Annotated in this window: 21 protein-coding genes and 1 pseudogene; 10 read left to right on the top strand and 12 right to left on the bottom strand. The window is 68.8% G+C overall.

Annotated features, from left to right (window positions below; all coding sequences use genetic code 11):
* Positions 1-84: 84 nt before the first annotated feature.
* The 3 genes from ACZ4NB_RS03275 to ACZ4NB_RS03265 all read right to left on the bottom strand — a co-directional run bounded on the left by ACZ4NB_RS03275 (position 85) and on the right by ACZ4NB_RS03265 (position 3690).
* Positions 85-1548 (bottom strand): serine hydrolase domain-containing protein, encoded by a 1464-nt coding sequence (locus ACZ4NB_RS03275; protein WP_467657943.1) that lies wholly within the window; start codon positions 1546-1548, stop codon positions 85-87.
* 122 nt (positions 1549-1670) lie between these two features.
* Positions 1671-2381, bottom strand: a complete 711-nt coding sequence (locus ACZ4NB_RS03270; protein ID WP_467657942.1) for a hypothetical protein — start codon at positions 2379-2381, stop codon at positions 1671-1673.
* A gap of 49 nt (positions 2382-2430) precedes the next feature.
* Positions 2431-3690 carry a DNA polymerase III subunit beta family protein gene (locus ACZ4NB_RS03265; protein ID WP_467657941.1) on the bottom strand — a complete coding sequence of 420 codons (1260 nt, stop codon included), beginning with the start codon at positions 3688-3690 and terminating at the stop codon, positions 2431-2433.
* Positions 3691-4088: 398 nt separating this feature from the next.
* On the opposite strand from ACZ4NB_RS03265, the gene ACZ4NB_RS03260 reads away from it, so the two are divergent.
* On the top strand, positions 4089-4334 hold the full coding sequence (locus ACZ4NB_RS03260) for a hypothetical protein (RefSeq protein WP_384424260.1): 246 nt from the start codon (positions 4089-4091) through the stop codon (positions 4332-4334).
* A 134-nt stretch (positions 4335-4468) separates the two neighbouring features.
* Positions 4469-4891, top strand: coding sequence for a hypothetical protein (locus ACZ4NB_RS03255; protein ID WP_467657940.1), 423 nt, complete (start codon positions 4469-4471; stop codon positions 4889-4891).
* A gap of 30 nt (positions 4892-4921) precedes the next feature.
* On the opposite strand, the gene ACZ4NB_RS03250 is transcribed toward ACZ4NB_RS03255, so the two are convergent.
* The 3 genes and pseudogenes from ACZ4NB_RS03250 to dnaB all read right to left on the bottom strand — a co-directional run bounded on the left by ACZ4NB_RS03250 (position 4922) and on the right by dnaB (position 7146).
* Positions 4922-5260: a cyclic-phosphate processing receiver domain-containing protein gene (locus ACZ4NB_RS03250; RefSeq protein ID WP_467657939.1), complete on the bottom strand. Its 339-nt coding sequence runs from the start codon at positions 5258-5260 to the stop codon at positions 4922-4924.
* Between the two features lie 160 nt (positions 5261-5420).
* A pseudogene (locus ACZ4NB_RS03245) lies at positions 5421-5609 on the bottom strand (alpha/beta hydrolase fold domain-containing protein); the annotation flags it as partial.
* Between the two features lie 79 nt (positions 5610-5688).
* Positions 5689-7146 carry a replicative DNA helicase gene (gene dnaB, locus ACZ4NB_RS03240; RefSeq protein ID WP_467658215.1) on the bottom strand — a complete coding sequence of 486 codons (1458 nt, stop codon included), beginning with the start codon at positions 7144-7146 and terminating at the stop codon, positions 5689-5691.
* A 476-nt stretch (positions 7147-7622) separates the two neighbouring features.
* On the opposite strand from dnaB, the gene ACZ4NB_RS03235 reads away from it, so the two are divergent.
* Both ACZ4NB_RS03235 and ACZ4NB_RS03230 read left to right on the top strand, forming a co-directional pair.
* A complete protein-coding gene (locus tag ACZ4NB_RS03235) occupies positions 7623-8960 on the top strand; it encodes an MATE family efflux transporter (RefSeq protein ID WP_467657938.1) in 1338 nt (445 codons plus the stop codon).
* A gap of 41 nt (positions 8961-9001) precedes the next feature.
* On the top strand, positions 9002-9865 hold the full coding sequence (locus ACZ4NB_RS03230; RefSeq protein ID WP_467657936.1) for a trypsin-like serine peptidase: 864 nt from the start codon (positions 9002-9004) through the stop codon (positions 9863-9865).
* Between the two features lie 79 nt (positions 9866-9944).
* Here ACZ4NB_RS03230 and rplI read toward each other — a convergent pair whose 3' ends face one another.
* The 4 genes from rplI to rpsF all read right to left on the bottom strand — a co-directional run bounded on the left by rplI (position 9945) and on the right by rpsF (position 11717).
* Positions 9945-10391, bottom strand: a complete 447-nt coding sequence (rplI, locus tag ACZ4NB_RS03225; protein ID WP_467657935.1) for a 50S ribosomal protein L9 — start codon at positions 10389-10391, stop codon at positions 9945-9947.
* Between the two features lie 18 nt (positions 10392-10409).
* The gene (gene rpsR / locus ACZ4NB_RS03220; RefSeq protein WP_003978893.1) at positions 10410-10646 is read right to left on the bottom strand and encodes a 30S ribosomal protein S18; all 237 of its coding nucleotides are present in this window, start codon (positions 10644-10646) and stop codon (positions 10410-10412) included.
* A gap of 110 nt (positions 10647-10756) precedes the next feature.
* On the bottom strand, positions 10757-11344 hold the full coding sequence (locus tag ACZ4NB_RS03215) for a single-stranded DNA-binding protein (RefSeq protein ID WP_384424252.1): 588 nt from the start codon (positions 11342-11344) through the stop codon (positions 10757-10759).
* Positions 11345-11426: 82 nt separating this feature from the next.
* Positions 11427-11717, bottom strand: coding sequence for a 30S ribosomal protein S6 (rpsF, locus tag ACZ4NB_RS03210; protein WP_006604399.1), 291 nt, complete (start codon positions 11715-11717; stop codon positions 11427-11429).
* 229 nt (positions 11718-11946) lie between these two features.
* Here rpsF and ACZ4NB_RS03205 point away from each other — a divergent pair, with 229 nt between their 5' ends.
* From ACZ4NB_RS03205 to ACZ4NB_RS03195, 3 genes are all read left to right on the top strand, one after another.
* Positions 11947-12252 carry a hypothetical protein gene (locus ACZ4NB_RS03205; RefSeq protein WP_393485789.1) on the top strand — a complete coding sequence of 102 codons (306 nt, stop codon included), beginning with the start codon at positions 11947-11949 and terminating at the stop codon, positions 12250-12252.
* 138 nt (positions 12253-12390) lie between these two features.
* Complete coding sequence (locus ACZ4NB_RS03200) at positions 12391-13512, top strand: lipid II:glycine glycyltransferase FemX (RefSeq protein ID WP_467657934.1); 1122 nt, start codon at positions 12391-12393, stop codon at positions 13510-13512.
* A gap of 77 nt (positions 13513-13589) precedes the next feature.
* Entirely contained in the window at positions 13590-14621 is a 1032-nt protein-coding gene (locus ACZ4NB_RS03195; RefSeq protein WP_467657933.1) for an alanine racemase, read from the top strand.
* A gap of 92 nt (positions 14622-14713) precedes the next feature.
* Here ACZ4NB_RS03195 and ACZ4NB_RS03190 read toward each other — a convergent pair whose 3' ends face one another.
* Positions 14714-16195 carry a glycosyltransferase family 87 protein gene (locus ACZ4NB_RS03190; RefSeq protein ID WP_467657932.1) on the bottom strand — a complete coding sequence of 494 codons (1482 nt, stop codon included), beginning with the start codon at positions 16193-16195 and terminating at the stop codon, positions 14714-14716.
* Positions 16196-16329: 134 nt separating this feature from the next.
* Complete coding sequence (locus ACZ4NB_RS03185; RefSeq protein WP_467657930.1) at positions 16330-18993, bottom strand: transglycosylase domain-containing protein; 2664 nt, start codon at positions 18991-18993, stop codon at positions 16330-16332.
* A gap of 361 nt (positions 18994-19354) precedes the next feature.
* On the opposite strand from ACZ4NB_RS03185, the gene ACZ4NB_RS03180 reads away from it, so the two are divergent.
* From ACZ4NB_RS03180 to ACZ4NB_RS03170, 3 genes are all read left to right on the top strand, one after another.
* Positions 19355-20035 carry a PadR family transcriptional regulator gene (locus ACZ4NB_RS03180; protein ID WP_467657929.1) on the top strand — a complete coding sequence of 227 codons (681 nt, stop codon included), beginning with the start codon at positions 19355-19357 and terminating at the stop codon, positions 20033-20035.
* A gap of 46 nt (positions 20036-20081) precedes the next feature.
* Positions 20082-21164, top strand: coding sequence for an inositol-3-phosphate synthase (locus ACZ4NB_RS03175; RefSeq protein ID WP_467657928.1), 1083 nt, complete (start codon positions 20082-20084; stop codon positions 21162-21164).
* 78 nt (positions 21165-21242) lie between these two features.
* Positions 21243-22502 (top strand): MFS transporter, encoded by a 1260-nt coding sequence (locus ACZ4NB_RS03170; RefSeq protein WP_467657926.1) that lies wholly within the window; start codon positions 21243-21245, stop codon positions 22500-22502.
* The last annotated feature ends 1 nt before the right edge of the window (position 22503 follow it).

Below are 22503 nucleotides of genomic sequence, written 5' to 3'. Positions count from 1 at the left end.
CGCGGCTCCTGACGTCTCGCTCGACTGTACGGCCCGACGGACCGCGCCCTCACCGCACGGGCCTCACCGCCCACCGCACCTGCCTCACACCCGCCAGCCCTCCGGATCCACACCCCCGGGCACCGGCTCCGCCGGCTCGTACGGCCCGCGGGTGAAGACGAAGGTGCCGAGATCCAGATGGCTGACCGCACCCTCCGCATCCCGCACCACTCGAAGGGTCTCGCCCGCGTAATAGCCGTCCAGCCCGGTCCAGGTGCCGTCCTTCTCCGCCCGGAACCGTGAGGACCGCCCCGCCTGGGACAGCGGAGCGAGTTCCAGTCCGCACTCGGCCCCGAGCCGCAGCGTGTGCGGGTTCGCTCCCCAGTGCCAGAGACCGGTCAGCGCCAGCAGTTCCGGATCCAGCGGGCCGGGCAGCGGTCGCCAGGGCTCGGGAATCCGGGGTTCGTGCTCGACCACGATCCCGGTGAGGTCGGCGGCGATCGCCGCAACCGCCGGGCCGGAAGTGCAGTTGGCGAGCACGATCCCGGCGACGTCCTCGTCGACATCGGTCCACAGCGCCGCCAGGAAGCCGGGCATCGAGCCGGTATGGCCCACCAGCGTCCGCCCTCCCCGGCGCACCAGCTGAAGCCCCAGCCCGTACCCCGCCTCCCACGCGCTCCCCTCCGGTGGCACGGCCGGTGTCCGCATCTCGGCCAGACTCGCCGCGCTCAGCACCCGCTCATCTCCCCTGAGCAGGAACGTCGCCCACCGGCACAGATCGTCCAGCGTGGACCACAGCTGCCCCGCCGGGCCCATCAACCCGGTGTCGTGAGCCGGTTCCGGCAGCAGCACATCGGCCCACGGGTGCACCGCCCAGCCGCCCACGTGCGGCATGCCCGGCTGCAGCGTCGTACGGCCCATGCCCAGCGGTCGCAGCACCTCGCGCCGCAGCACCTCGTCCCATGGCATACCGCCCCGCAGACGTTCGACCAGCGCGCCCAGCAGCGCATAGCCGGGGTTGGAGTAGTGGTGCCGCCGCCCGGCGGGGAGTCGCTGCGGCCGGTCGCCGAAGAGGTCGGCCGGCTCCGGCCGCAGTTCGCCCGAGGTCCGCTCCCACCAGGGAGCCCTCGTCTCCGCCGCCAACCCCGAGCTGTGCGAGAGCAGTTGAGCGATCGTCGCGTCCGGTACCGGAGTGCCGTCCAGATGCTTGCCGACCGGGTCCTCCAGCCGCAGCAGCTGCTCGTCCCGCAGCCTCATCACCAGTACGGCGACAAAGGTCTTGGTGAGCGAACCGATCCGGTACTGCACGTCCCCGTGCGGCACCTCTCCCGCCACCGAAGTCCTGGCGCCGCTCCACACCGCTCGGCCGTCGCGGACCACCGCACCCATCATCGAGGGCGCCCGCCCCTCCGCCTGCCCGATCGCCAGCCGCCGCAGCAGGGACCGCCGTGTCTGGGGCAGCAGCTCCACGAACGCTTCGCAGGTGTCGACCGGCACCGGCACATGGCCGACCGGCCCGGGCTCGCCCGCCCCGGGCTCCTGGGGCTCGACGGACTGGGTGATGGTCATGGCGCTCCTCAACGGCAGATCCGATAGAACCGATCCAGCTCAGGCAGACAGCTTCGCCTGTCCGGCCCCGCCCGACCCAACTCAGCCGCCCCGCCGTTCGCCCCCACCCGCTCGGCGGCTCATCAGCGCAGCGCCGCCGCCCCGAGCACGCTGCCCAGCTCGGCCTGTTCCGCCTCCGGCAGCCAGCGCGCCGCATGCACCATGTGCAGGGCCGTACGCAGCCGCAAGCGGTCCTCGTCCGTACCGAGGTACCCGAGGTACGCCGGGAGGGTCAGTCCCAGCGCCTTGAGATCGGCCCGTGCACACCACCGCGACAGCAGCTGACGGACGCGTCCGTCGACCGCCGCGTCGAGGGCCCATGGCACCGCGCCCCCTCCTGGCTCGTCCCCCTGCCCAGCCCCTTGCACGGACGACGCAGGAGCCGTGCCTCGCAGGCCCTCGGCGATCGCGAACCGGTTCCAGTCGCCGTACTGCCCCTCGGGGGCGCCCCCCGCCCGCGCCGCGGCGCGCAGGAAGTACGCATGCGCCAGCGCCGGTTGGCCGAGCTGCCGATAGGCGAGCCCCATGTTCACGTACAACGACGGATAGAACCCCTGGACCCGCTCGTCACCCACCCGGTCGGCACGGGTCAGGCACTCCTGATTCCAACGCAGCGTCTCTTCGGGCAGGGTCTGGTGCCGGGCAAGGTAGTGCGCGGCGATGCACGCCTCATAGTCGTCGGCGGCGATGTCCCAGGCCCGCTGGAAGAGTGCGAGGGCCGCCGCAGCGTCCCCCTCCGCCTCGGCCTGCATCCCCTCGACGCACAACCGCACCACCGGCAGTTCCGGATCCATCGGCCCATCCCCCTCAACAGTCACCAGTAGTCAGTGCAGTGGCCAGCAGTCAGTCCTTGGCCTCGGCCTCTGTCTCGTTCTCGGTCTCTGTCTCGTTCCCGGTCTCTGTCTCTGTCTCTGTCTCGATCCCGCGCACCGGCATCACCAGCGTGGTGAAACTCCCCTGGTCGGCGGAGCGGACCACGACGGGGCGGTCGGCCGAAGCGATCTCCAGCAGTACATCGGGCCCCACCCCAGCCTCCAGCGCAGGCACAAGTACCGCCGGATCAAAGGCGATCCGCAGCCCGGGCCCTGTACGAACCATCCGCAGCAGGACGGTCTCACGCCCACCGCCCGACACCGCCAGCGTCTGCTCGGCCGTGGGCCCGGGCGTTGTTTCACGTGAAACAACGCCCGCACTCCGGCCGCCCGCACCACCCCCGGCGTCGTCCCCCGCGACGGTCGCCATCGTCACCACCCCCGCCCGTCCGGACACCGCATCCCGTAGCGCCAAACGGTCGACGATGACGCGATGCCGCCCGGCCTCCAGTCCGTCCAGCATCAGCCGGTAGTCCGGAAAGACCTCGGGGGTGCCCTCGCCCTGTCGTCGCCCCGCGCTCTCCGTCACCTCGCGACTGTCCGCCTCACCCCGCAGCCGCACGCCCGCGCCGTCGTTCGCGCACTCCACATCGACCGCCACCTGCCGTACAGCCCACTCCGCCAGATGCCGCGCCGTATCCGCGCCGATCAGGACCTGTCGCGGCCCGCCCTCGAACTCCGCCGGCCGCAGTACTCGCACCGCCAGGCGATAGCGGTCCGTGGCCACCAACCGCACCTCACCGTCGACGAATTCCAGCAGCACACAGCCCAGCACCGGATGCTCCTTCCGGGACGCACCGGACGCGGCCGCGGGTGCCACCTGCCGTACCGCACTGGCGAGTTCGGCGCCGCCCACCCGCGCCCTGGCCCAGCTGCGGCAGTGCTCCGAGCCGCCGGCCGCCTCCCGGAGCAGCCCCTCCACCAGCGCCCGCGCCGTATCCGCCATCTGCCGAGTCCGCTCCAGGTGTGCCCGCAGTACGCCCCGCGCAGCATCCGCCTGGCCGTCCAGCACGACCGCGGCATCCACCAGCGGCAGCCCCGCCTCCCGCAACCGGCGCAACCGAACCGCCCGCGCAGTCTGTCCCGCCGCATAGCGCCGGTAGCCCGTCACGGCATCCACCTGAGCCGGCCGCAGCACTCCGCAGTCGTCGTAGAACCGCAGAGCGCTCGGCGTCAGCCCCACCCGTCGCGCGAATGCACCGATGCTCAGCAGTTCTTCGCTGTCGTCCATGGACGAGATTGTGGAGCTTCAACCAGCTTGAAGGTCAAAGGCCGTACGGCGGCGGCGATGGGCCACCTGGCGGATCGCCGCCGTCTCCGGCTCCGCCCTGACCATCGGCACGTCACCACGAGCGGCCAGGTCAACGCCCTTATCAGATAGCGACGTTGACACTTCTACCGAAGGGCGGCGCTCCCAATTCCGTTCGCCGGATGGCCAACTGACCCCGTCACCCACAGGACGGAGCGCCAGCACCCGCCGCCCAACCCCCTGCCACCACCGTAGGCAGAACCCCCCGAGACCCGGATGGCAGTACCGATGCGCGGTGCGGCATTTTTCATATTAGCATCCCAGTCACTGTACGCAGTGGATCTGTCACAGATCGCATCCGTTCAATCTATGGAGGAGAAATGCGCAAGCTTCACAAGGCTGCCGTCGTGGCCGCCATCCTTGGCACCGTCAGCTTCCTCGGCGCCGGGACGGCCTCCGCCCGGGGCGGCGGCCACGGTAACTGGTGCCGGTCGCACGACCTGAACGTCGACGTCCTCGGCCAGGTCGGGATCCTCAACGGCCTGCTGGGCAACGCGCTCAACGGCGAGGGCGGCCCGGGCGGACAGTTCGGTGGGGTCGGCTCGAGCATGGGCTGCAACGGCTGACATCTGGCACACGTCCCGGCGTCCGAGCCAACCGGCTCGGCGCCGGGGCGCCTCCCCGACCTACATCAGGGCCTGGGCGCAATCCGGTGCGCCGCGCATATCGCCCCGGCATCGATCGCAAAGGAACTCCGCACATGTTCAGTCGAAAGAAGATCGCCGCCGTCTCGGTGCTCCTGAGCGGCCTCGCCGTGACCGGCGCCGGTGCCACCCAGGCGTACGCCGCAGCAACGCCCAGCGACTGCACCCGCACCGCACAGGGCATCACCTGCATGCACAAGAGCCAGTCCGTCTACACCAACAAGGACGGCAAGCGCATCGTCAGGCAGACGCACGAGTGCTCGACGAACTCCCGGCACGTCCTGGTGCTGCCCCGCATCGCCCTGCTCAACGAAGCACCGCAGACCACGAGGGTCGGGCCCGTCATGGACTGCTCCAACAGGGTGCCACCGACCAGGGACTTCAAGGAGGACAGCCGGAACGTCCGACTACGCCCGGCGGCCCCCCACAACCGCTACGAGGAGGGCTTGGTCCAGCTCATCGCCAGAAAGCTGCTCTGACCTGGGCGCCTCGACCCCCCGTCGAAGGCTCTACGCCGTTGCCCGCCGGACCCGGTAGTTCCAGCGCCTGAGCGACCGGACGACGGTCTCGGCACCGATGGGGTTGGCGCTGTGAACGAAGACCATGCCGATGTGGAAGGGCCGCCCGCTGAAGGCGGCTTCTTCCATAAGAGTCACCACGGGCATGATGCTGTCGTCGCCGCCGAGATCATGGTCGAGCCAGAGCTCGTCGATGAAGCCGTCGCGGTGCTCTTGCAGGAGCCGGACGCCTTCGCGGCTGGTGCGGGCGATCCGGGTGGCTCTGGGGAGCGGTCGGAGGTCGTCGATGCCGAGGATGACGGGCATCGGTACGGCCGGGTCCTCTCTCACCTGGTCATCATCGCAGGAGAGCGGCCGCGAGAACCTCGGGGTGCCAGGTCGTTCGAGAACACCGATGGCTGGTGCTCCCGAATGACCTGGCCGCCTCGGTGGGCCGGTCAGGCATCCCCGGCCGGGCGGGGCGGTGAGTGAGTCGGCCGGCGTCGTGGTGGACGAACGTGACGTCACCGCGTTCCTTGGCCATGAGGGCGAGTGCAGCGGTCATGTTCCCGCCGACCGACTCTCCGGCCACCGACAGGCGTTGTGCATCCAGCCCCCTGGGCGCTCCCTCGCGGATGATCCACCGCGCGATGGCATAGCCCTGCCCGATGGCCACGGGGTAGTGGGCCTCGGGTGACATGGAGATGTCGCATCCGACCTCCGCCGACACCGACCGTGAGATTCCGGTACGGACAGTGGGTCGCTACGAAGCCGCCCGCTCAGGTCTGTGCCATGTCCACGAAGCGGGAGTAGTGGCCCTGGAAGGCGACCGTGATCGTGGCCGTGGGGCCGTTACGGTGCTTGGCCACGATCAGGTCGGCCTCGCCCGCGCGGGGGGACTCCTTCTCGTAGGCGTCCTCGCGGTGCAGCAGGATGACCATGTCGGCGTCCTGCTCGATCGAACCTGATTCACGGAGGTCGGAGACCATCGGCTTCTTGTCCGTGCGCTGCTCGGGGCCACGGTTCAGCTGGGAGAGCGCGATGACCGGGAGCTCCAGCTCCTTCGCCAGCAGCTTGAGGTTTCGGGACATGTCCGAGACCTCCTGCTGACGGCTCTCGGCGCGCTTCGAACCGCCGGACTGCATCAGCTGGAGGTAGTCGATCACGACCAGCTTCAGCTCGTTGCGCTGCTTGAGCCGCCGGCACTTGGCACGGATCTCCATCATCGACAGGTTCGGCGAGTCGTCGATGTACAGGGGCGCGGCCGAGACATCGGGCATCCGCCGGGCCAGCCGCGTCCAGTCCTCATCCGTCATGCTGCCGGAGCGCATGTGATGCAGCGCCACCCGCGCCTCGGCGGACAGCAGGCGCATCGCGATCTCGTTGCGCCCCATTTCCAGGGAGAAGATCACGCTCGGCAGATTGCTCTTGATCGAGCAGGCCCGCGCGAAGTCCAGCGCGAGGGTCGACTTACCCATGGCAGGACGGGCCGCGATGACGATCATCTGCCCCGGGTGCAGGCCGTTCGTCAGCGAATCCAGGTCGGTGAAGCCCGTCGGCACACCCGTCATCTGGCCCTGACGTGAGCCGATCGCCTCGATCTCGTCGAGCGCGCCCTCCATGATGTCGCCGAGCGGCAGATAGTCCTCGCTGGTCCGCTGCTCGGTGACGGCGTAGATCTCCGCCTGGGCGCTGTTGACGATCTCGTCGACATCGCCGTCCGCGGCGTATCCCATCTGCGTGATGCGGGTGCCGGCCTCGACGAGCCGGCGGAGCACGGCACGCTCATGGACGATCTCGGCGTAGTACTCGGCGTTCGCGGCCGTCGGGACGGACTGGACGAGGGTGTGCAGATACGAGGCGCCGCCGACCCGGCCGATCTCGCCGCGTTTGGTCAGTTCGGCGGCGATGGTGATCGGGTCGGCCGGCTCGCCCTTGGCGTAGAGGTCGAGGATCGCCTGGAACACCAGCTCATGGGCGGGGCGGTAGAAGTCCTCGCCCTTGAGGACCTCGACGACGTCCGCGATGGCGTCCTTGGACAGCAGCATGCCGCCGAGCACGGACTGCTCGGCGTCCAGATCCTGCGGGGGGACCCGCTCGAAGCCGCCGGCCCAGGAACCGCCGTCCTCGTCGCGATCCGGCCTGTCGCCGCGGCCGCGGCCCTTGCCGTCGCCTCGGCGGGAGCGGGGGGCCGGCAGCCGGTCGCTCGGACCGGAGTCCGCCCAGGGGTCTTCCATGGGCTCGGGAATGCTCACCCCGGCACCTCCTCCCGTCCGCGGCGCGGACCTTGCTGTGCTGTTCTTTCATACGGCACAGCTCTGACAATCGAGACGCCCGACTCCGGTTACGGCGCGTCGAGTTCGGACGATGTCTCAGGCCAGAACAGGCGGCGGGTGCCGGTCCACGGTAGGCCCGTGGGCACCGTCCGCCAATCTGGTTATCCACAGGCCATGTGGATGACCGCCCCGCAACTGTGGAGAACTCCCCGGATCCTGTGCACGGCGCGGGGGAAACTTCTGTGGACAAGCACACAATCACCCCACCCTCACCCCTCTGACCTGCAGTTTTCTCATCCATAGGCTGTGGGGGAGAAAAACTTCTGCCAGCCGTCCAAGATCGCGACAAACGCCACGGAGGAGGAGGCTCCACACAACGGAAAGTAAGGACTGCAAGGGGTTTGCGTCTCTTACCTGTGGAAGATTAGATTGAGTGCATGACACAGGCTCCCGCGACCCTGCGGCGCTCCGACCGCCGCCACGACCGCGAGATCATCGCCCTCGCCCTCCCCGCCTTCGGCTCACTGGTCGCGGAACCCCTCTTCGTCATGGTCGACAGCGCCGTCATCGGCCACCTCGGCACCTCCCAGCTCGCCGGCCTCGGCGTCGCCGCCGGCCTGCTGACCACCGCCGTCGCCGTCTTCGTCTTCCTCGCCTACGCCACCACCGCGGCGGTCGCCCGCCGGGTCGGCGCCGGCGACCTCCCCGCCGCGATCCGCCAGGGCATGGACGGCATCTGGCTCGCCCTGTTGCTCGGCGCGGGCGTCATCGCGGCCGTGCTGCCCACCGCCCCCTGGCTCGTCGAGGCCCTCGGCGCCTCGGCCACCGCCGCCCCGCACGCGACCGCCTATCTGCGCATCAGCGCACTCGGCATCCCCGCGATGCTCGTCGTGCTGGCCGCCACCGGCGTGCTCCGCGGCCTCCAGGACACCAAGACCCCGCTCTACGTCGCCATCGGCGGGTTCTCCGCCAACGCCGCGCTCAACGTCGCCCTGGTCTACGGCGCCGGCCTCGGCATCGCGGGGTCCGCCTGGGGAACGGTCATCGCCCAGTGCGCCATGGCCGCCGCCTACCTCGCCGTGGTGATCCGCGGCGCCCGACGGCACGGTGCCTCGCTCCGCCCCGACGCCGCGGGGATCCGCGCCTGTGCCCAGGCCGGCGTTCCGCTGCTGGTCCGCACGCTCTCGCTGCGCGCTGTGCTGATGATCGCCACCGCCATCGCCGCCCGGCTCGGCGACGCCGAGGTCGCCGCCCACCAGATCGTGCTCACGCTGTGGTCCCTGCTGGCCTTCGCGCTGGACGCGATAGCCATCGCCGGGCAGGCCATCATAGGCCGCTACCTCGGCGCGGGGGACCGCGACGGCGCCCGGGCCGCCTGCCGCCGCATGGTCCAGTGGGGCATCGCCTCGGGCCTGGTGCTCGGCGTACTGGTCGCGCTCGCCCGCCCGGTGTTCATCCCGCTGTTCACCTCCGACCCCGCCGTCCAGGGCCCGCTGCTGACCACGCTCCTGGTCGTGGCCGTGACCCAGCCGATCTCCGGGATCGTCTTCATCCTCGACGGCGTCCTGATGGGCGCGGGTGACGGCCCGTATCTCGCCTGGGCGATGGTGCTGACGCTGGCCCTGTTCGTGCCGGCCGCGCTCGCCGTACCGGCCTTCGGCGGCGGACTGGTCGCCCTGTGGTGGGCGATGGCGCTGATGATGGCCGTCCGTATGGCGACGCTCTGGGTGCGCACCCGCTCCGGCCGCTGGATTGTGACCGGGGCCTCCCGCTGAACCACCTCCCGCAGCACGGAGTGCATGTCGATAATGACGGGGTGCGCTCGCTTGCCAGGAAGTCCGTGCTGCCCATGACGCTCGTCGCCGTCATGGCTGCTGCCGTCGTGGGCTACGCCGCGGAGGAGTCCGATACGCGCGGCGGCACAGGCCACAGCAGTTTCGGCAAGTCCGGCGAGGCCGGGCAGGACCCCCAGGACCAGGACCCGACCGCGACGGCGCCGGCCGATATCGGCAATGCGTACACCCCGCGCCGGACCGAGCAGAACGCCCGGGTCGGCGTGGTCTTCGAGAAGAACGACTCCGGCGACCACTTCTGCACCGCGAGCGTGGTGCAGAGCCCGGGCCGCAACATGCTGATAACGGCGGCGCACTGCGCCTTCGACGCCGACGCCGGCTCCACGGTGGACGACCTTCTCTTCGCCCCCGACTATCGCGACGGCGAAGAGCCCACGGGCCTGTGGAAGGTCAAGAAGGTGATCGTCGACGACCGCTGGGCCAAGAAGCAGGACGAGGATCTCGACGTCGCCTTCCTCATCCTCGACAAGAAGGACGGCGAGCAGATCCAGGACGTCCTGGGCGGAAACACCCTGGGCATCGACCGCGGCTTCGACAACGAGGTCAAGATCACCGGCTACCCCACCAGCCGAAACACCCCGATCTCCTGCCAGAACCGCACCACGAAGTACAGCGACACCCAGATGCGCGTCCAGTGCACCGACTTCGAGGGCGGTACGAGCGGCAGCCCCTGGCTCGCCGACTACGACCCCAAGAGCCACACCGGCACGGTCATCGGCGTCCTGGGCGGCCATGAGGGCGGCGGCGACGAGGACGACATCTCCTACGCGGCGTACTTCGACGACGACATCGCCGAGCTGTACAAGCACGCCCAGGACGAGGACTGAGACCAGGCCGCTCGCACCCCGGCACGGCGAAGGGCCGCACCCCGATGACGGAGTGCGGCCCTTCTGCGTTGTCCTGCGATCAGGCGGCGATGACCTCGACGCCCAGCTTCGCAACGACCTCGGCGTGCAGACGCACGGAGATCTGGTGCGCGCCCAGGGTCTTGATCGGCGAGCCCAGCTCGACACGACGCTTGTCCACGTCCGGACCACCAGCGGCCTTGATCGCCGCAGCGACGTCGGCCGGGGTGACGGAGCCGAACAGACGGCCGGCGTCGCCGGCGCGGACGGCCAGCTTCACGCTGACGCCCTCAAGCTGGCCCTTGACCTCGTTGGCCTGCTCGATCGTGGCGATCTCGCGGATCTTGCGACCGCGGCGGATCTGCTCGACGTCCTTCTCGCCACCCTTGGTCCAGCGGATCGCGAAACCGCGCGGGACCAGGTAGTTGCGGGCGTATCCGTCCTTGACGTCAACGACGTCGCCGGCGGTGCCGAGGCCGGAGACCTCGTGGGTGAGGATGATCTTCATGTGTCGGTCACCCTTCCCTTATCGCGCGGTGGACGTGTAGGGCAGCAGCGCCATCTCACGGCTGTTCTTCACGGCCGTGGCGACGTCACGCTGGTGCTGAGTGCAGTTGCCGGTGACTCGGCGGGCACGGATCTTGCCGCGGTCGGAGATGAACTTCCGCAGCAGGTTCGTGTCCTTGTAGTCGACGTAGGAGATCTTCTCCTTGCAGAACACGCAAACCTTCTTCTTAGGCTTGCGAGCAGGCGGCTTCGCCATTGTCTCTCTCCAATGAGTTCAAGAAGTTTGTGCTGACGCCCTCAAGGCCCCCGGCCGTTCCACGGCGTTGTTTCACGTGAAACAACGCGGGTCCGGACCGGATGCGAGACCTAGAAGGGCGGCTCGTCCGAGTAGCCACCGCCGGAGCTACCGCCCCAGCCACCGCCGCCGCCACCCTGCTGGCCGCCGCCGGCAGGGCCGCTGGTCGCCCACGGGTCGTCGGCAGGAGCGCCGCCGCCCTGCTGACCGCCGCCGGGGCCGCCGCCCCAGCCGCCGCCACCCTGGCCGCCGCCCTGCTGACCTCCGCCGAAGCCGCCGCCCTGGCCACCGCGACCGCTGGTCTTGGTGATCTTGGCCGTGGCGTTCTTGAGGCTCGCGCCCACTTCCTCGACGTCGAGCTCGTAGACCGTGCGCTTCACGCCCTCGCGGTCCTCGTACGAGCGCTGCTTGAGGCGGCCCTGTACGACTACGCGGGTACCCCGCGTGAGGGACTCGGCGACGTTCTCAGCCGCCTGACGCCACACCGAGCAGGTCAGGAACAGGCTCTCGCCGTCCTTCCACTCATTGGTCTGGCGGTCGAAGGTGCGGGGGGTGGATGCGACGCGGAACTTCGCAACCGCCGCACCGGACGGGGTGAAGCGCAGCTCGGGGTCGTCGACAAGATTGCCGACAACCGTGATGACGGTCTCGCCTGCCATTAGGGGAACCTCTCGGCGGGTGTGCTGCTGGCTGCTGGTGTTGCTGCTACTCGGACCCGGTCACCGCTGAACGCTGAGGCGCTCAGTGGGTCTCGGGACGGAGGACCTTGGTCCGGAGGACCGACTCGTTCAGGTTCATCTGACGGTCGAGCTCCTTGACGACCGCAGGCTCGGCCTGCAGGTCGATGACCGAGTAGATGCCCTCGGGCTTCTTCTTGATCTCGTACGAGAGACGACGACGGCCCCAGGTGTCGACCTTCTCGACCTTTCCGTTGCCCTCGCGGACGACGGAGAGGAAGTTCTCGATCAGCGGGGAGACAGCGCGCTCCTCGAGATCGGGGTCGAGGATGACCATCACCTCGTAGTGACGCATGGTGAACCCACCTCCTTTGGACTCAGCGGCCACGGTCGTTCCGTGGCAGGAGGGTCATATGCGTTTCCGCGCCGAGCCCAGCCGGTCATCCGGACAGACATAGGCGCAGACCGTACAGAGTACCTGCCTGAAGCCTTCCGGTTGAAATCCGGGCGGTGCACCCCTCAATCTGGAACACAACGGGTGTGAGCGGCGTTACAGTGCGCCGCCCTGTCATCGGAGGTGCCGCATGGCACAGGCAGCTAGGACCCAGCGCGACCTGCTCTCGCTTCTCAACAGCGACGGCAAGGAGCATCCCGTCGAGAACACCTTCGCCATCGTCACCCTGGTGCTCGGCGCGATCGCCGCCCTCACCACGCTCTCTCCCAGTCTGCACTTGGTCAGTTCCTGGGTCGGTCTGATCGGAATCGGCACCGGCCTGTGGGGCCAGTTCATCTCGTCGACGACAGGCGAGCGGTTCCTGTTGATCATCGGGCTGGGCGCGTCCGCCTTCGGTTTCTACCTAGGTGTCGCGTTCGGCGGACTCATCGGCTGAGGCGTCCGGCCGTCTCACGGTGTGGCATACGGGGCCCAGCCCGTACGGCCCAGACGGGGCGCTCCCCGGTCACAGTAGGCTTCGGCGCGAGAGCCGGAGCCCCGACCATGGGGACACACCTGCCGAGGAGCGCCCCGCATGAGCCTGACCCTGAGGACCATCAGCCGAGAGCAGCATCTGGCGTACATCCAGAGCCTGCCCGCGGCGAGCCACATGCAGGTTCCGGCCTGGGCGGACGTGAAGGCCGAATGGCGTTCGGAGAGCCTGGGCTGGTTCGACGCGAGCGGCGAGCTGGTCGGCGCGGGCCTGGTGCTCTACCGCCAGGTGCCCAAGGTCAAGCGCTACCTCGCGTACCTGCCCGAGGGACCGGTCATCAACTGGTTCACGCCGAACCTCAAGGACTGGCTCGAACCGATGCTGGCGCACCTCAAGAGGCAGGGCGCCTTCACCGTGAAGATGGGCCCCCCGGTCGTCATCCGGCGCTGGGACGCCGCAGCGATCAAGGCCGGCATCCAGGACCCGGAGGTCAAGCGCCTGCGCCAGGTCGAGGCGACCCACATCGAGCCGCGCGCCTTCGAAGTGGCCGACCAGCTGCGCCGCATGGGCTGGCAGCAGGGTGAGGAGGGCGGCGCCGGCTTCGCCGACGTGCAGCCCCGCTATGTCTTCCAGGTGCCCCTGGCCGATCGTTCCCTCGAAGAGGTCCACAAGGGCTTCAACCAGCTGTGGCGCCGGAACATCAAGAAGGCCGAGAAGGCCGGCGTCGAGGTCGTCCAGGGCGGCTACGACGACCTGGCCGAATGGCAGCGGCTCTACGAGATCACCGCGGAACGCGACCGGTTCACGCCGCGCCCCCTCGGCTACTTCCAGCGCATGTGGAAGGCGCTCAACGCCGAGGACCCCAACCGCATGCGGCTGTACTTCGCGCGGCACAACGGCGTGAACCTCTCGGCCGCGACGATGCTGGTCGTCGGCGGGCACGTCTGGTACTCCTACGGCGCCTCCGACAACATCGGCCGTGAGGTCCGGCCCTCCAATGCCATGCAGTGGCAGATGCTGCAGGACGCCTACAAGCTCGACGCCTCGGTCTACGACCTCCGCGGCATCAGCGACTCCCTGGACGAGAACGACCACCTCTTCGGCCTGATCCAGTTCAAGGTCGGCACCGGTGGGCAGGCGGCGGAGTACCTCGGTGAGTGGGACTTCCCGCTCAGCAAGGTCCTGCAGAAGGCGTTCGACATCGCGATGTCGCTCCGCGGATAGCCGGCGCACCGCCGACAGCTCCACCGCACCGTTCCACCCCGAGACACCCCGCTACGAGAAAGGTTCCGGCCCCGGCCATGGCGCTCACCCTCTACGTCGACACCGCGCGCTGGCGGGCGCATCAGCAGAGCGTTCTCCAGCAGTTCCCCGGGCTGGTCCCGGTCTGCAAAGGCAACGGCTACGGCTTCGGCCATGAGCGCCTCGCCGACGAGGCGACCCGCCTGGGCGCCGACATCCTCGCGGTCGGGACGACCTACGAAGCGGCCCGTATCAAGGACTTCTTCAGCGGTGACCTGCTCGTCCTGACCCCGTTCCGGCACGGCGAGGAGCCGGTGCCGCTGCCCGACCGGGCGATCCGCTCGGTCTCCTCGGTCGAGGGCGTCGGCGGCCTGGTCGGCGCCCGGGTCGTCATCGAGGTCATGAGCAGCATGAAGCGCCATGGCGTCAAGCCGGAGGACCTGCCGAAGCTGGCCGCGGCCATCGAGGACGTCCGGCTTGAGGGCTTCGCGATCCACCTGCCGCTGGACCGCGCCGACGGCTCCGACGCGGTCGACGAGGTCATCGGCTGGATGGACCGGCTCCGCGCCGCCCGCCTCCCGCTGCACACCATGTTCGTCAGCCACCTCAAGGCCGATGAACTCGCCCGCCTCCAGCAGCAGTTCCCGCAGACCCGCTTCCGCGCGCGGATCGGTACGCGGCTGTGGCTCGGCGACCACGAGGCCACCGAGTACCGCGGCTCGGTGCTCGATGTCACCCGGGTCTCCAAGGGCGAGCGCTTCGGCTACCGCCAGCAGAAGGCGGCCTCCGACGGTTACCTGGTCGTGGTGGCGGGCGGAACCTCGCACGGCGTGGGCCTGGAGTCTCCCAAGGCGCTGCACGGCGTGATGCCGCGCGCCAAGGGCGTGGCCCGGGCCGGTCTGGCGACCGTCAACCGCAATCTCGCGCCGTATGTCTGGGCCGGGAAGCAGCGCTGGTTCGCGGAGCCCCCGCACATGCAGGTGTCGATCCTGTTCGTGCCGGGGGACGCCCCGCAGCCGCAGGTCGGCGAGGAGCTGGTGGCCCATCTGCGGCACACCACCACTCAGTTCGACCGCCTCGTGGACCGCTGAGCCGACCTGCCGGATCCACCACACACCAAGGGCCCGGTGCCGCAGAACTCCTCTGCGGCACCGGGCCCCGTGCATGCGCCACCGCCCCGGCTTCAGTCCCGTACGACGCCCCAGCGCACCCGTGGCGCCGCCTCGAAGTGCACCGCGTGCCGAGGCGGGTGGTACGTCCTGCCGAGCACGAACACATCGGGGCTGCGGTCCAGGACCCCGCCCGACGGATCGTCGTCGCCGTCCCTGCGGACCACGTCCCGCTCGGGCATCAGAATGTCCCGTACGACCACGGCGCAGAGGTAGAGAGTGCCCAGGAGGTGCAGCGCGATGGCGAACTGATAGCCCTCCGGCGGCAGTCCTTGGTGCTTGTCGCCGCTGCCGGTGTAGGCGAGGTACATCCAGATCCCCAGGAAGTACATGACCTCGCAGGCCTGCCAGATGAGGAAATCCCGCCAGCGCGGCCGGGCCAGCGCGGCGAGCGGGGTCAGCCACAGGACGTACTGCGGCGAGTAGACCTTGTTGGTCAGGATGAACAGCGCGACGACGAGGAACGCGAGCTGGGCAAACCGCGGCCGCCGCGGGGCGTAGAGGGTCAGGACCCCGATGGCGGCACAGCCGACGAGCATCAGCAGCGTGGCATAGGTGTTGGCGTTCTCCAGCGGGTTGCCGGTGCGCTGCGAGATCAGCAACCAGATCGAACCGAAGTCGATGGGCCGCTCCTGGCTGAAGGTGTAGAACTTCGCCCAGCCCTCACGGATGTGGAACCCCGTCGCATCGTGCGTGATCATCACCGGCAGGTTCACCAGCAACCAGGACCCCACGGCTCCGGCAGCGGCCTTCCCGAACGCGCGCCAGGCTCCCGCCCGCCAGCACAGCACCAGCAGCGGGCCCAGCAGCAGCACCGGGTACAGCTTCGCCGCGGTCGCCAGACCGATCAGCATGCCTGCCTTCAGCGGGCGGCTGCGTGACCACATCAGCATCCCGCCGGCGGTCAGGGCGATCGCCAGCAGGTCCCAGTTGATGGTCGCGGTCAGCGCGAAGGCGGGTGCCAGGGCGACGAGCAGGCCGTCCCAGGGGCGCCGCCGATGCGTACGGGCCACGCACACCGCGATGACGGCGGCGCAGACCATCAGCATCCCCGCGTTGACCAGCCAGTAGATCTGTTCGCGGTACTGGATCGTCCCCGCGCTCGGCGTCAGCCACGAGGCGACCTGCATGAAGTACCCGGTGAGCACCGGGTACTCGAGGTACTCCATATCGCCGGGCAGCCGGTCGAAGTACGGGATGAGCCCGTCGGCGAAGCCCCGTCCCGCATAGAGATGAGGGATGTCGGAGTAGCAGGCATGGGTGTACTGGCTCGTCGCCCCGAAGAACCAGCCGCCGTTGTAGCACGGCAGCTTCTGCACCATGCCGAGCGCGAACATCCCGATGGCGACCAGTGCGACGACCCGCACCGGCGTCAGCCAGTGCGTTCCGAGCAGGGCGCGACGGCCGAGCGGACCTCCGACCAGCTCGCTGCCGGCCGCCGCCACCTCATCCCGCCTTGTCGGCCGTACCGGCTCGTCCTGTCGCACGCTCGTCATGGCCCCATCCTGCCGTACGACCAGGGGCAGAACATGGCGAAGCCCCTGTCCCGGCAAGCCGGGCAGGGGCTTCGTGGCTCATGTTTCACGTGAAACAGTCACCGTTGTTTCACGTGAAACGGTCGGCGCGGTGGCTATTGGCCGGTCGGGCCGCCGAACAAGCCTCCATTACCTCCGCCGTTGCCGTTCCCGTTTCCTCCGCCGTTGGTGCCCGGATCCACGGTGGGAGTGCTCGTATCGCCCCCGGTGTCGCCACCGGGTCCGCCGCCGGTGGTCGTCCCACCGTTGTCGTTGCAGTTGACGTCCCAGGGAGAACAGGGCTTGGTCGGAGTCGGGCTCGGACTGTCCGACGGGGGAGCGGACTCGGTGGGAGTCTCCGACGGGGTCGCCGACGGGGTGTCCGACGGGGTGGGAGTCGGCGTCGGGGACGGCATACCCGCCTCGTCGGCCCGCTCGCCGAGCGGGATGGCGGCCGGGAACGGCTCCGGGGTGACGCCGTTCATCGCCTGCAGCATGTACTCGGTCCACACCTCGGTCGGCAGCGCACCACCGTGGATCGAGTCGAAGCCGCCGACTCCGTTCATGGACAGCTGGCGCGGGTTCTGCGCGTCCTCGCGGAACATCGTGATGGCCGTCGAGAGCTGCTTGGTGTAGCCGACGAACCAGGCCGACTTGTTCTCGTCGGTGGTACCGGTCTTGCCCGCGGCCGGCATGTTCAGCCTGTTGGCTTCCTTCGCGGTGCCGTTGTCGATGACGTTCTCCAGCACCTTGGTCACGTTGTTGGCGATGTTGGAGTCCATCGCCGTCTCCTGGCTGGGCTTCTCGAAGCCCGGCAGGTCCTCGCCGCCGTGCGTCACCTTGGTCACCGAGTACGGCTCCACCTTCGTGCCCGACGCGGCGAAGGTCGCATAGGCGTCGGCCATACGAATCGCGCTCGGGGTGGAGGTGCCCAGTGCGAAGGACGGGTTGAGGTTCTTGTCGAAGCTGGCCGGCGAGATGCCCGAGAGCTGCGCCATCTCCTTGACCTTGTCCATCCCGACATCCATGCCGAGCTGCACGAACGGGGTGTTGACGGACTGCTCCATCGCCTTGACCAAGCTGATGTAGCCCCAGCGGTGGGCGCTCTCGTTCTCCTGGTAGAAGGGCGAGTTGTCCCGCTTGAGGACGTAGGTGCCGTCCGCCTTCTTCACCTTGAGATGGTCGTTGCCGTTGTACCGGCTGAGGGGCGAGAGCCCCTGGGGCTGGGTCGCGGGCACGCCGTACTTCATCGCCGCCGCGAGTACGAACGGCTTCCAGGTCGAGCCGACCGGCACACCGAAGGTGTCGGCGTTGTTGCTGAAGTGGCCCTTGTCATAGCCCTCACCGCCGTACAGGGCGACGATCTTGCCGTCCCCCGGCACCACGGAAGCACCGCCGAACTGGACGTACTTGTCCTTCTCGCGCTCCTTGGGGTTGATGTACCGCTTGTGGACCTTCTTGACGGCGTCGGCGAGCTGACCGGTCTTCTTCTTGTCGAAGGTCGTCCGGATCGTGTAGCCGCCCTTGTCGAACTGGGCCTCGCTGATGTCCCCGTGCTTCAGCACGTACTTCTTGGCGGTGTCCATCAGATAGCCGATCTGGCCGCTCTTGCTGGCCACCGGCTTGGGAGTGACGGGCTTGGGGAACTTCGTGTACTCGGCCCGCTCCGACTTCGACATGAGGCCGTTCTCGACCTCCCGGTCGAGGATCCACTTCCACCGCGCGATGGCGCGCTTGGTGTTCGCCTCCCGGGTGGCCCCGGGGCCGGTGCCGCCCGCCGGGTCGTAGAGGTCGGCGCCCTTGAGCACGGTCGCCAGGAAGGCGCCCTCGTCCGGCTTCAGCTTGTCGGCGTTCTTGCCGTAGTACGCCTGAGCCGCCGCCTGGATCCCGTAGGCACCGCGCCCGTAGTAGCTGGTGTTCAGGTACCCCTGCAGGATCTTCGGCTTGTCCATACGCCAGCCGACCTTGATCGCGATGAACAGCTCCTTGAACTTGCGATCGAAGGTCTGCTGCTGGTTCAGCATGGCGTTCTTGACGTACTGCTGAGTGATGGTCGAGCCACCCTGGGTCTCGCCGCCCCTGGCCATGTTGAACACGGCACGCGCGATACCCATCGGGTCCACTCCGGAGTCCGTCCGGAAGGACGCGTTCTCCGCCGCGATCGCTGCATTCTGCATCGACGGCGGAATGTCTTGTATGTCGATGTTCTGCCGGTTGGTCTTACCGTCGCGAGCCATGACGTCGCCATTGGCCCAGAGGTAGACGTTGTTCTGCGACTTGGCGGCGTCGCTCTCGTTCGGCACGCTCACCAGGGCCAGCGCCACACCGGAGGCGCCCACGATCAGACCGGCGAAACCGATCACCATGCTGGTGACCTGCTTCCACGACGGCACGAAGCGCCGCCAGCCGACCTTGCCCGCGCGCGGGTAGTCGATCAGACGCCGCTTGGCGGGCCTGCCGTCGCCACGCCCGCGGCCGCGGCCTCCCTCGGGGCCACCGCCGCCACCGCCACGGCGGCCGCCGCCACGGCCGCCGGCGCCGGAGCTCGCCATCGAGGCATCGGACGCCCTGCGGCGACCGCCACGCTGGGCAGCCCTGCGGGCCTCGGCCCGACCGCCCATCCGCGACTCATGCCCGGAGGCGTCACCGTAGGGGGCAGGACCGGCAGCGGAGTCACGCGAACGGGCGCCACGGCGCCCTGATGGCTCTTGCGCGGCGCGTCGGGCCGCGGCACGTCCGCCACTCTGCGGCTGTGGCGGTTTGCGACGGTGCTCGCTCATGGAACGAATACTCCTCGGGCAGGCGCGCTATCTCGTCGCCTGAAGGCGGCAGTTGTCTTCAGGTCCCCCCGATGCACGGCCCATGCCAAAGGCGCGGGCCGCAATACACCGAGGACGGGGACGCTGGATATCGGCCCACGGTTCCCGGCAGTCTGCATGCCGCACAGACTACGCACGGCCAAAACCTCCCCAGTGTTGAAATTCACTCCAAATCAGTCAGGTTGCATCGCACGAATCGGTGATGTGACGCCGTTCACCGACTCCCCCCTTGTCCCCCTCCAGTGCCCGTTCTATCGTCTGGATGTATCGAGTCGATACATCAGCACGACATAAAGAACGCACCGGGCCTAGGAGGCGGAGGATGACCAGACGTTCCGGCATCCTCGAGTTCGCCGTCCTCGGCCTGCTCCGCGAGTCCCCGATGCACGGCTACGAGCTGCGAAAACGGCTCAACACCTCGCTCGGGGTGTTCCGTGCGTTCAGCTATGGCACCCTCTACCCGTGCCTCAAGGCGCTGGTCGCGAGCGGCTGGATCGTCGAGGAGACGGACGCCGCTGCGGAGGGGGTTCCCGCCGCGGCTCTGACCGGGCGCCGAGCCAAGATCGTCTACCGATTGACCGCATCGGGCAAAGAGCACTTCGAAGAATTGCTCGCCCACTCCGGACCGGATGCGTGGGAGGACGAGCACTTCGGCGTCCGCTTCGCATTCTTCGGCCAGACGTCGCGGGACGTACGGATGCGGGTGCTGGAAGGCCGCCGCAGCCGGCTGGAGGAGCGCCTTGAGAAGATGCGCACCTCCTTGGCCAGGTCCCGCGAGCGGCTGGACGACTACACCCTCGAACTGCAACGCCACGGCATGGAATCCGTGGAGCGCGAAGTCCGTTGGTTGAACGAGCTCATCGAGAGTGAGCGCGCCGGGCGCGATCAGCGCGCACCGGGTCCCGCAGCGCATGACATGAAGAACCAGTCAGGAGATACGGGCGGCCTGCCCCGGCACCGGGGTGGTTCCCGGCCGGATCCGTCCGATGACACCACCACATGAGGCCCTGCTGCGCAGGTCCTCATCGAGAACACAGGGAGCAACCGGAATGGGTTCGGTTCGCGTAGCCATCGTCGGCGTGGGCAACTGCGCCGCCTCGCTGGTACAGGGCGTCGAGTACTACAAGGACGCCGACCCGAAGAGCCGTGTGCCCGGCCTCATGCACGTGCAGTTCGGCGACTACCACGTGCGTGACATCGAGTTCGTGGCGGCGTTCGACGTGGACGCCAAGAAGGTCGGCCTCGACCTCGCGGACGCCATCGGCGCCAGCGAGAACAACACCATCAAGATCTGCGACGTGCCGAACACCGGCGTGCAGGTCCAGCGCGGCCACACCCTCGACGGCCTGGGCAAGTACTACCGCCAGACCATCGAGGAGTCCCCCGAGGCCCCGGTCGACATCGTCCAGGTCCTCAAGGACAAGCAGGTCGACGTCCTGGTCTGCTACCTCCCCGTCGGCTCCGAGGACGCCGCGAAGTACTACGCCCAGTGCGCCATCGACGCCAAGGTCGCGTTCGTCAACGCCCTCCCGGTCTTCATCGCCGGCACCAAGGAGTGGGCCGACAAGTTCACCGAGGCCGGTGTGCCGATCGTCGGTGACGACATCAAGTCGCAGGTCGGCGCCACGATCACGCACCGCGTGATGGCCAAGCTCTTCGAGGACCGGGGCGTCATCCTGGACCGCACGATGCAGCTGAACGTCGGCGGCAACATGGACTTCAAGAACATGCTTGAGCGCGAGCGCCTGGAGTCCAAGAAGATCTCCAAGACGCAGGCCGTCACCTCCCAGATCCGGGACCGCGAACTGGGCGAGGACAACGTCCACATCGGCCCCTCGGACTTCGTGGCGTGGCTGGACGACCGCAAGTGGGCCTACGTCCGCCTTGAGGGCCGCGCCTTCGGCGACGTCCCGCTGAACCTCGAGTACAAGCTCGAGGTCTGGGACTCCCCCAACTCCGCGGGCGTCATCATCGACGCGCTGCGCGCCGCGAAGATCGCCAAGGACCGGGGCATCGGCGGCCCGATCCTCTCCGCTTCCTCGTACTTCATGAAGTCGCCGCCGGTGCAGTACTTCGACGACGAGGCGCGGGAGAACGTCGAGAAGTTCATCAACGGCGAGCTCGAACGCTGACGCGCCGTTCGCTGCCTCCCTCCGCAGGCCTCCGGGTATTCCGCCCGGGGGCCTGCGGGCTGTGTGAGGCTGTGCCTCATGCATGCTGTGCGCGACCTCCGCGTATTACTCCGGCTACGTGACTTCCGCTCACTCCTTGCCGCACGGCTTCTGTCCCAGGCGGCCGACGGGGTGTTCCAGGTCGCGCTCGCCACCTACGTCGTCTTCTCGCCCGAGAAGCAGACCTCACCGGCGGCCATCGCCTCCGCCATGGCGATCCTGCTGCTGCCGTACTCGCTGCTCGGGCCGTTCACCGGCGTGCTGCTCGACCGCTGGCGGCGCCGCCAGGTCCTGCTCTACGGCAATCTGCTGCGCACGCTGCTGGCCATGGCGACGGCGGCGCTGATCGTGTCGAACGTCCCCGACTGGCTCTTCTACGCCTCGGCCCTCTCGGTCACCGCGGTGAACCGCTTCGTCCTGGCCGGGCTCTCGGCCGCACTGCCCCGGGTGGTCGACGGCGGACAACAGCTGGTCATGGCCAACTCCCTTGCCCCCACGGCCGGCACGCTCGCGGCGACGGCGGGCGGCGGGCTCGCCTTCGCCGTCCGGCTGGCCGGCCCGGACGTGGACGCGTTCGTCGTGCTGCTGGCCGCGGCCCTCTACTTCTGCTCGGCGCTCACCGCGCTGCGTATGACGCCACAGCTGCTCGGCCCCGATCTCACCGACCGCCCACCGCATCTGCGAGAAGCCCTGCTGAGCACCGTACGCGGCCTCGCGGAGGGGCTGCGTCATCTCGCCGAGCGGCACACCCCGGCCCGCGCGCTGGCCGCTATGACCCTCATCCGCTTCTGCTACGGAGCGCTGACGGTCATGGTGCTGATGCTGTGCCGGTACTCCTGGGCCGAGACCGAATCGGAGGGCCTGGCCCTGCTCGGGATCACCGTCCTGGTGTCGGGCGCGGGCTTCTTCATGGCCGCCGTCGTCACTCCGTGGGCGGTGGCGCGCTGCACCGCGTTCGGCTGGATCGCCTGCTGTGCCGCCATGGGCGCGGTGCTGGCGCCGGCGCTCGGCCTGTCCTTCACACCGGGACCGATGCTGGCCGCCGCCTTCGTGCTCGGCCTCGGCACACAAGGAACCAAGATCTCCACGGACACGGTCGTCCAGTCCACGGTCGACGACGCGTTCCGCGGCCGGATCTTCGCCATCTACGACGTGCTGTTCAACGTCGCCTTCGTCGGCGCCGCCGCGGTCGCCGCCCTCATGCTGCCGCCGGACGGCAGGTCCACCGTTCTGCTGCTCATGGTGACCGTGATCTACGCGCTCGTCACCGCGGCAATGGTGCGCTTGCGGCGCGGTTAGG

It is taken from the genome of Streptomyces sp. NPDC026575 (genome assembly GCF_055567415.1).
The sequence above is the reverse complement of the archived record's forward strand: the minus strand, read 5'-3'. Positions and strand labels throughout refer to the sequence as shown.

Bases quoted from the DNA above. Each gene is read 5' to 3' on its own strand.
- ACZ4NB_RS03275 (WP_467657943.1), bottom strand. From the start codon at position 1,548: ATGACCATCACCCAGTCCGTCGAGCCCCAGGAGCCCGGGGCGGGCGAG.
- ACZ4NB_RS03270 (WP_467657942.1), bottom strand. From the start codon at position 2,381: ATGGATCCGGAACTGCCGGTGGTGCGGTTGTGCGTCGAGGGGATGCAG.
- ACZ4NB_RS03265 (WP_467657941.1), bottom strand. From the start codon at position 3,690: ATGGACGACAGCGAAGAACTGCTGAGCATCGGTGCATTCGCGCGACGG.
- ACZ4NB_RS03260 (WP_384424260.1), top strand. From the start codon at position 4,089: ATGCGCAAGCTTCACAAGGCTGCCGTCGTGGCCGCCATCCTTGGCACC.
- ACZ4NB_RS03255 (WP_467657940.1), top strand. From the start codon at position 4,469: ATGTTCAGTCGAAAGAAGATCGCCGCCGTCTCGGTGCTCCTGAGCGGC.
- dnaB (WP_467658215.1), bottom strand. From the start codon at position 7,146: ATGGAAGACCCCTGGGCGGACTCCGGTCCGAGCGACCGGCTGCCGGCC.
- ACZ4NB_RS03235 (WP_467657938.1), top strand. From the start codon at position 7,623: ATGACACAGGCTCCCGCGACCCTGCGGCGCTCCGACCGCCGCCACGAC.
- rplI (WP_467657935.1), bottom strand. From the start codon at position 10,391: ATGAAGATCATCCTCACCCACGAGGTCTCCGGCCTCGGCACCGCCGGC.
- rpsR (WP_003978893.1), bottom strand. From the start codon at position 10,646: ATGGCGAAGCCGCCTGCTCGCAAGCCTAAGAAGAAGGTTTGCGTGTTC.
- ACZ4NB_RS03215 (WP_384424252.1), bottom strand. From the start codon at position 11,344: ATGGCAGGCGAGACCGTCATCACGGTTGTCGGCAATCTTGTCGACGAC.
- rpsF (WP_006604399.1), bottom strand. From the start codon at position 11,717: ATGCGTCACTACGAGGTGATGGTCATCCTCGACCCCGATCTCGAGGAG.
- ACZ4NB_RS03205 (WP_393485789.1), top strand. From the start codon at position 11,947: ATGGCACAGGCAGCTAGGACCCAGCGCGACCTGCTCTCGCTTCTCAAC.
- ACZ4NB_RS03200 (WP_467657934.1), top strand. From the start codon at position 12,391: ATGAGCCTGACCCTGAGGACCATCAGCCGAGAGCAGCATCTGGCGTAC.
- ACZ4NB_RS03195 (WP_467657933.1), top strand. From the start codon at position 13,590: ATGGCGCTCACCCTCTACGTCGACACCGCGCGCTGGCGGGCGCATCAG.
- ACZ4NB_RS03190 (WP_467657932.1), bottom strand. From the start codon at position 16,195: ATGACGAGCGTGCGACAGGACGAGCCGGTACGGCCGACAAGGCGGGAT.
- ACZ4NB_RS03185 (WP_467657930.1), bottom strand. From the start codon at position 18,993: ATGAGCGAGCACCGTCGCAAACCGCCACAGCCGCAGAGTGGCGGACGT.
- ACZ4NB_RS03180 (WP_467657929.1), top strand. From the start codon at position 19,355: ATGACCAGACGTTCCGGCATCCTCGAGTTCGCCGTCCTCGGCCTGCTC.
- ACZ4NB_RS03175 (WP_467657928.1), top strand. From the start codon at position 20,082: ATGGGTTCGGTTCGCGTAGCCATCGTCGGCGTGGGCAACTGCGCCGCC.
- ACZ4NB_RS03170 (WP_467657926.1), top strand. From the start codon at position 21,243: ATGCATGCTGTGCGCGACCTCCGCGTATTACTCCGGCTACGTGACTTC.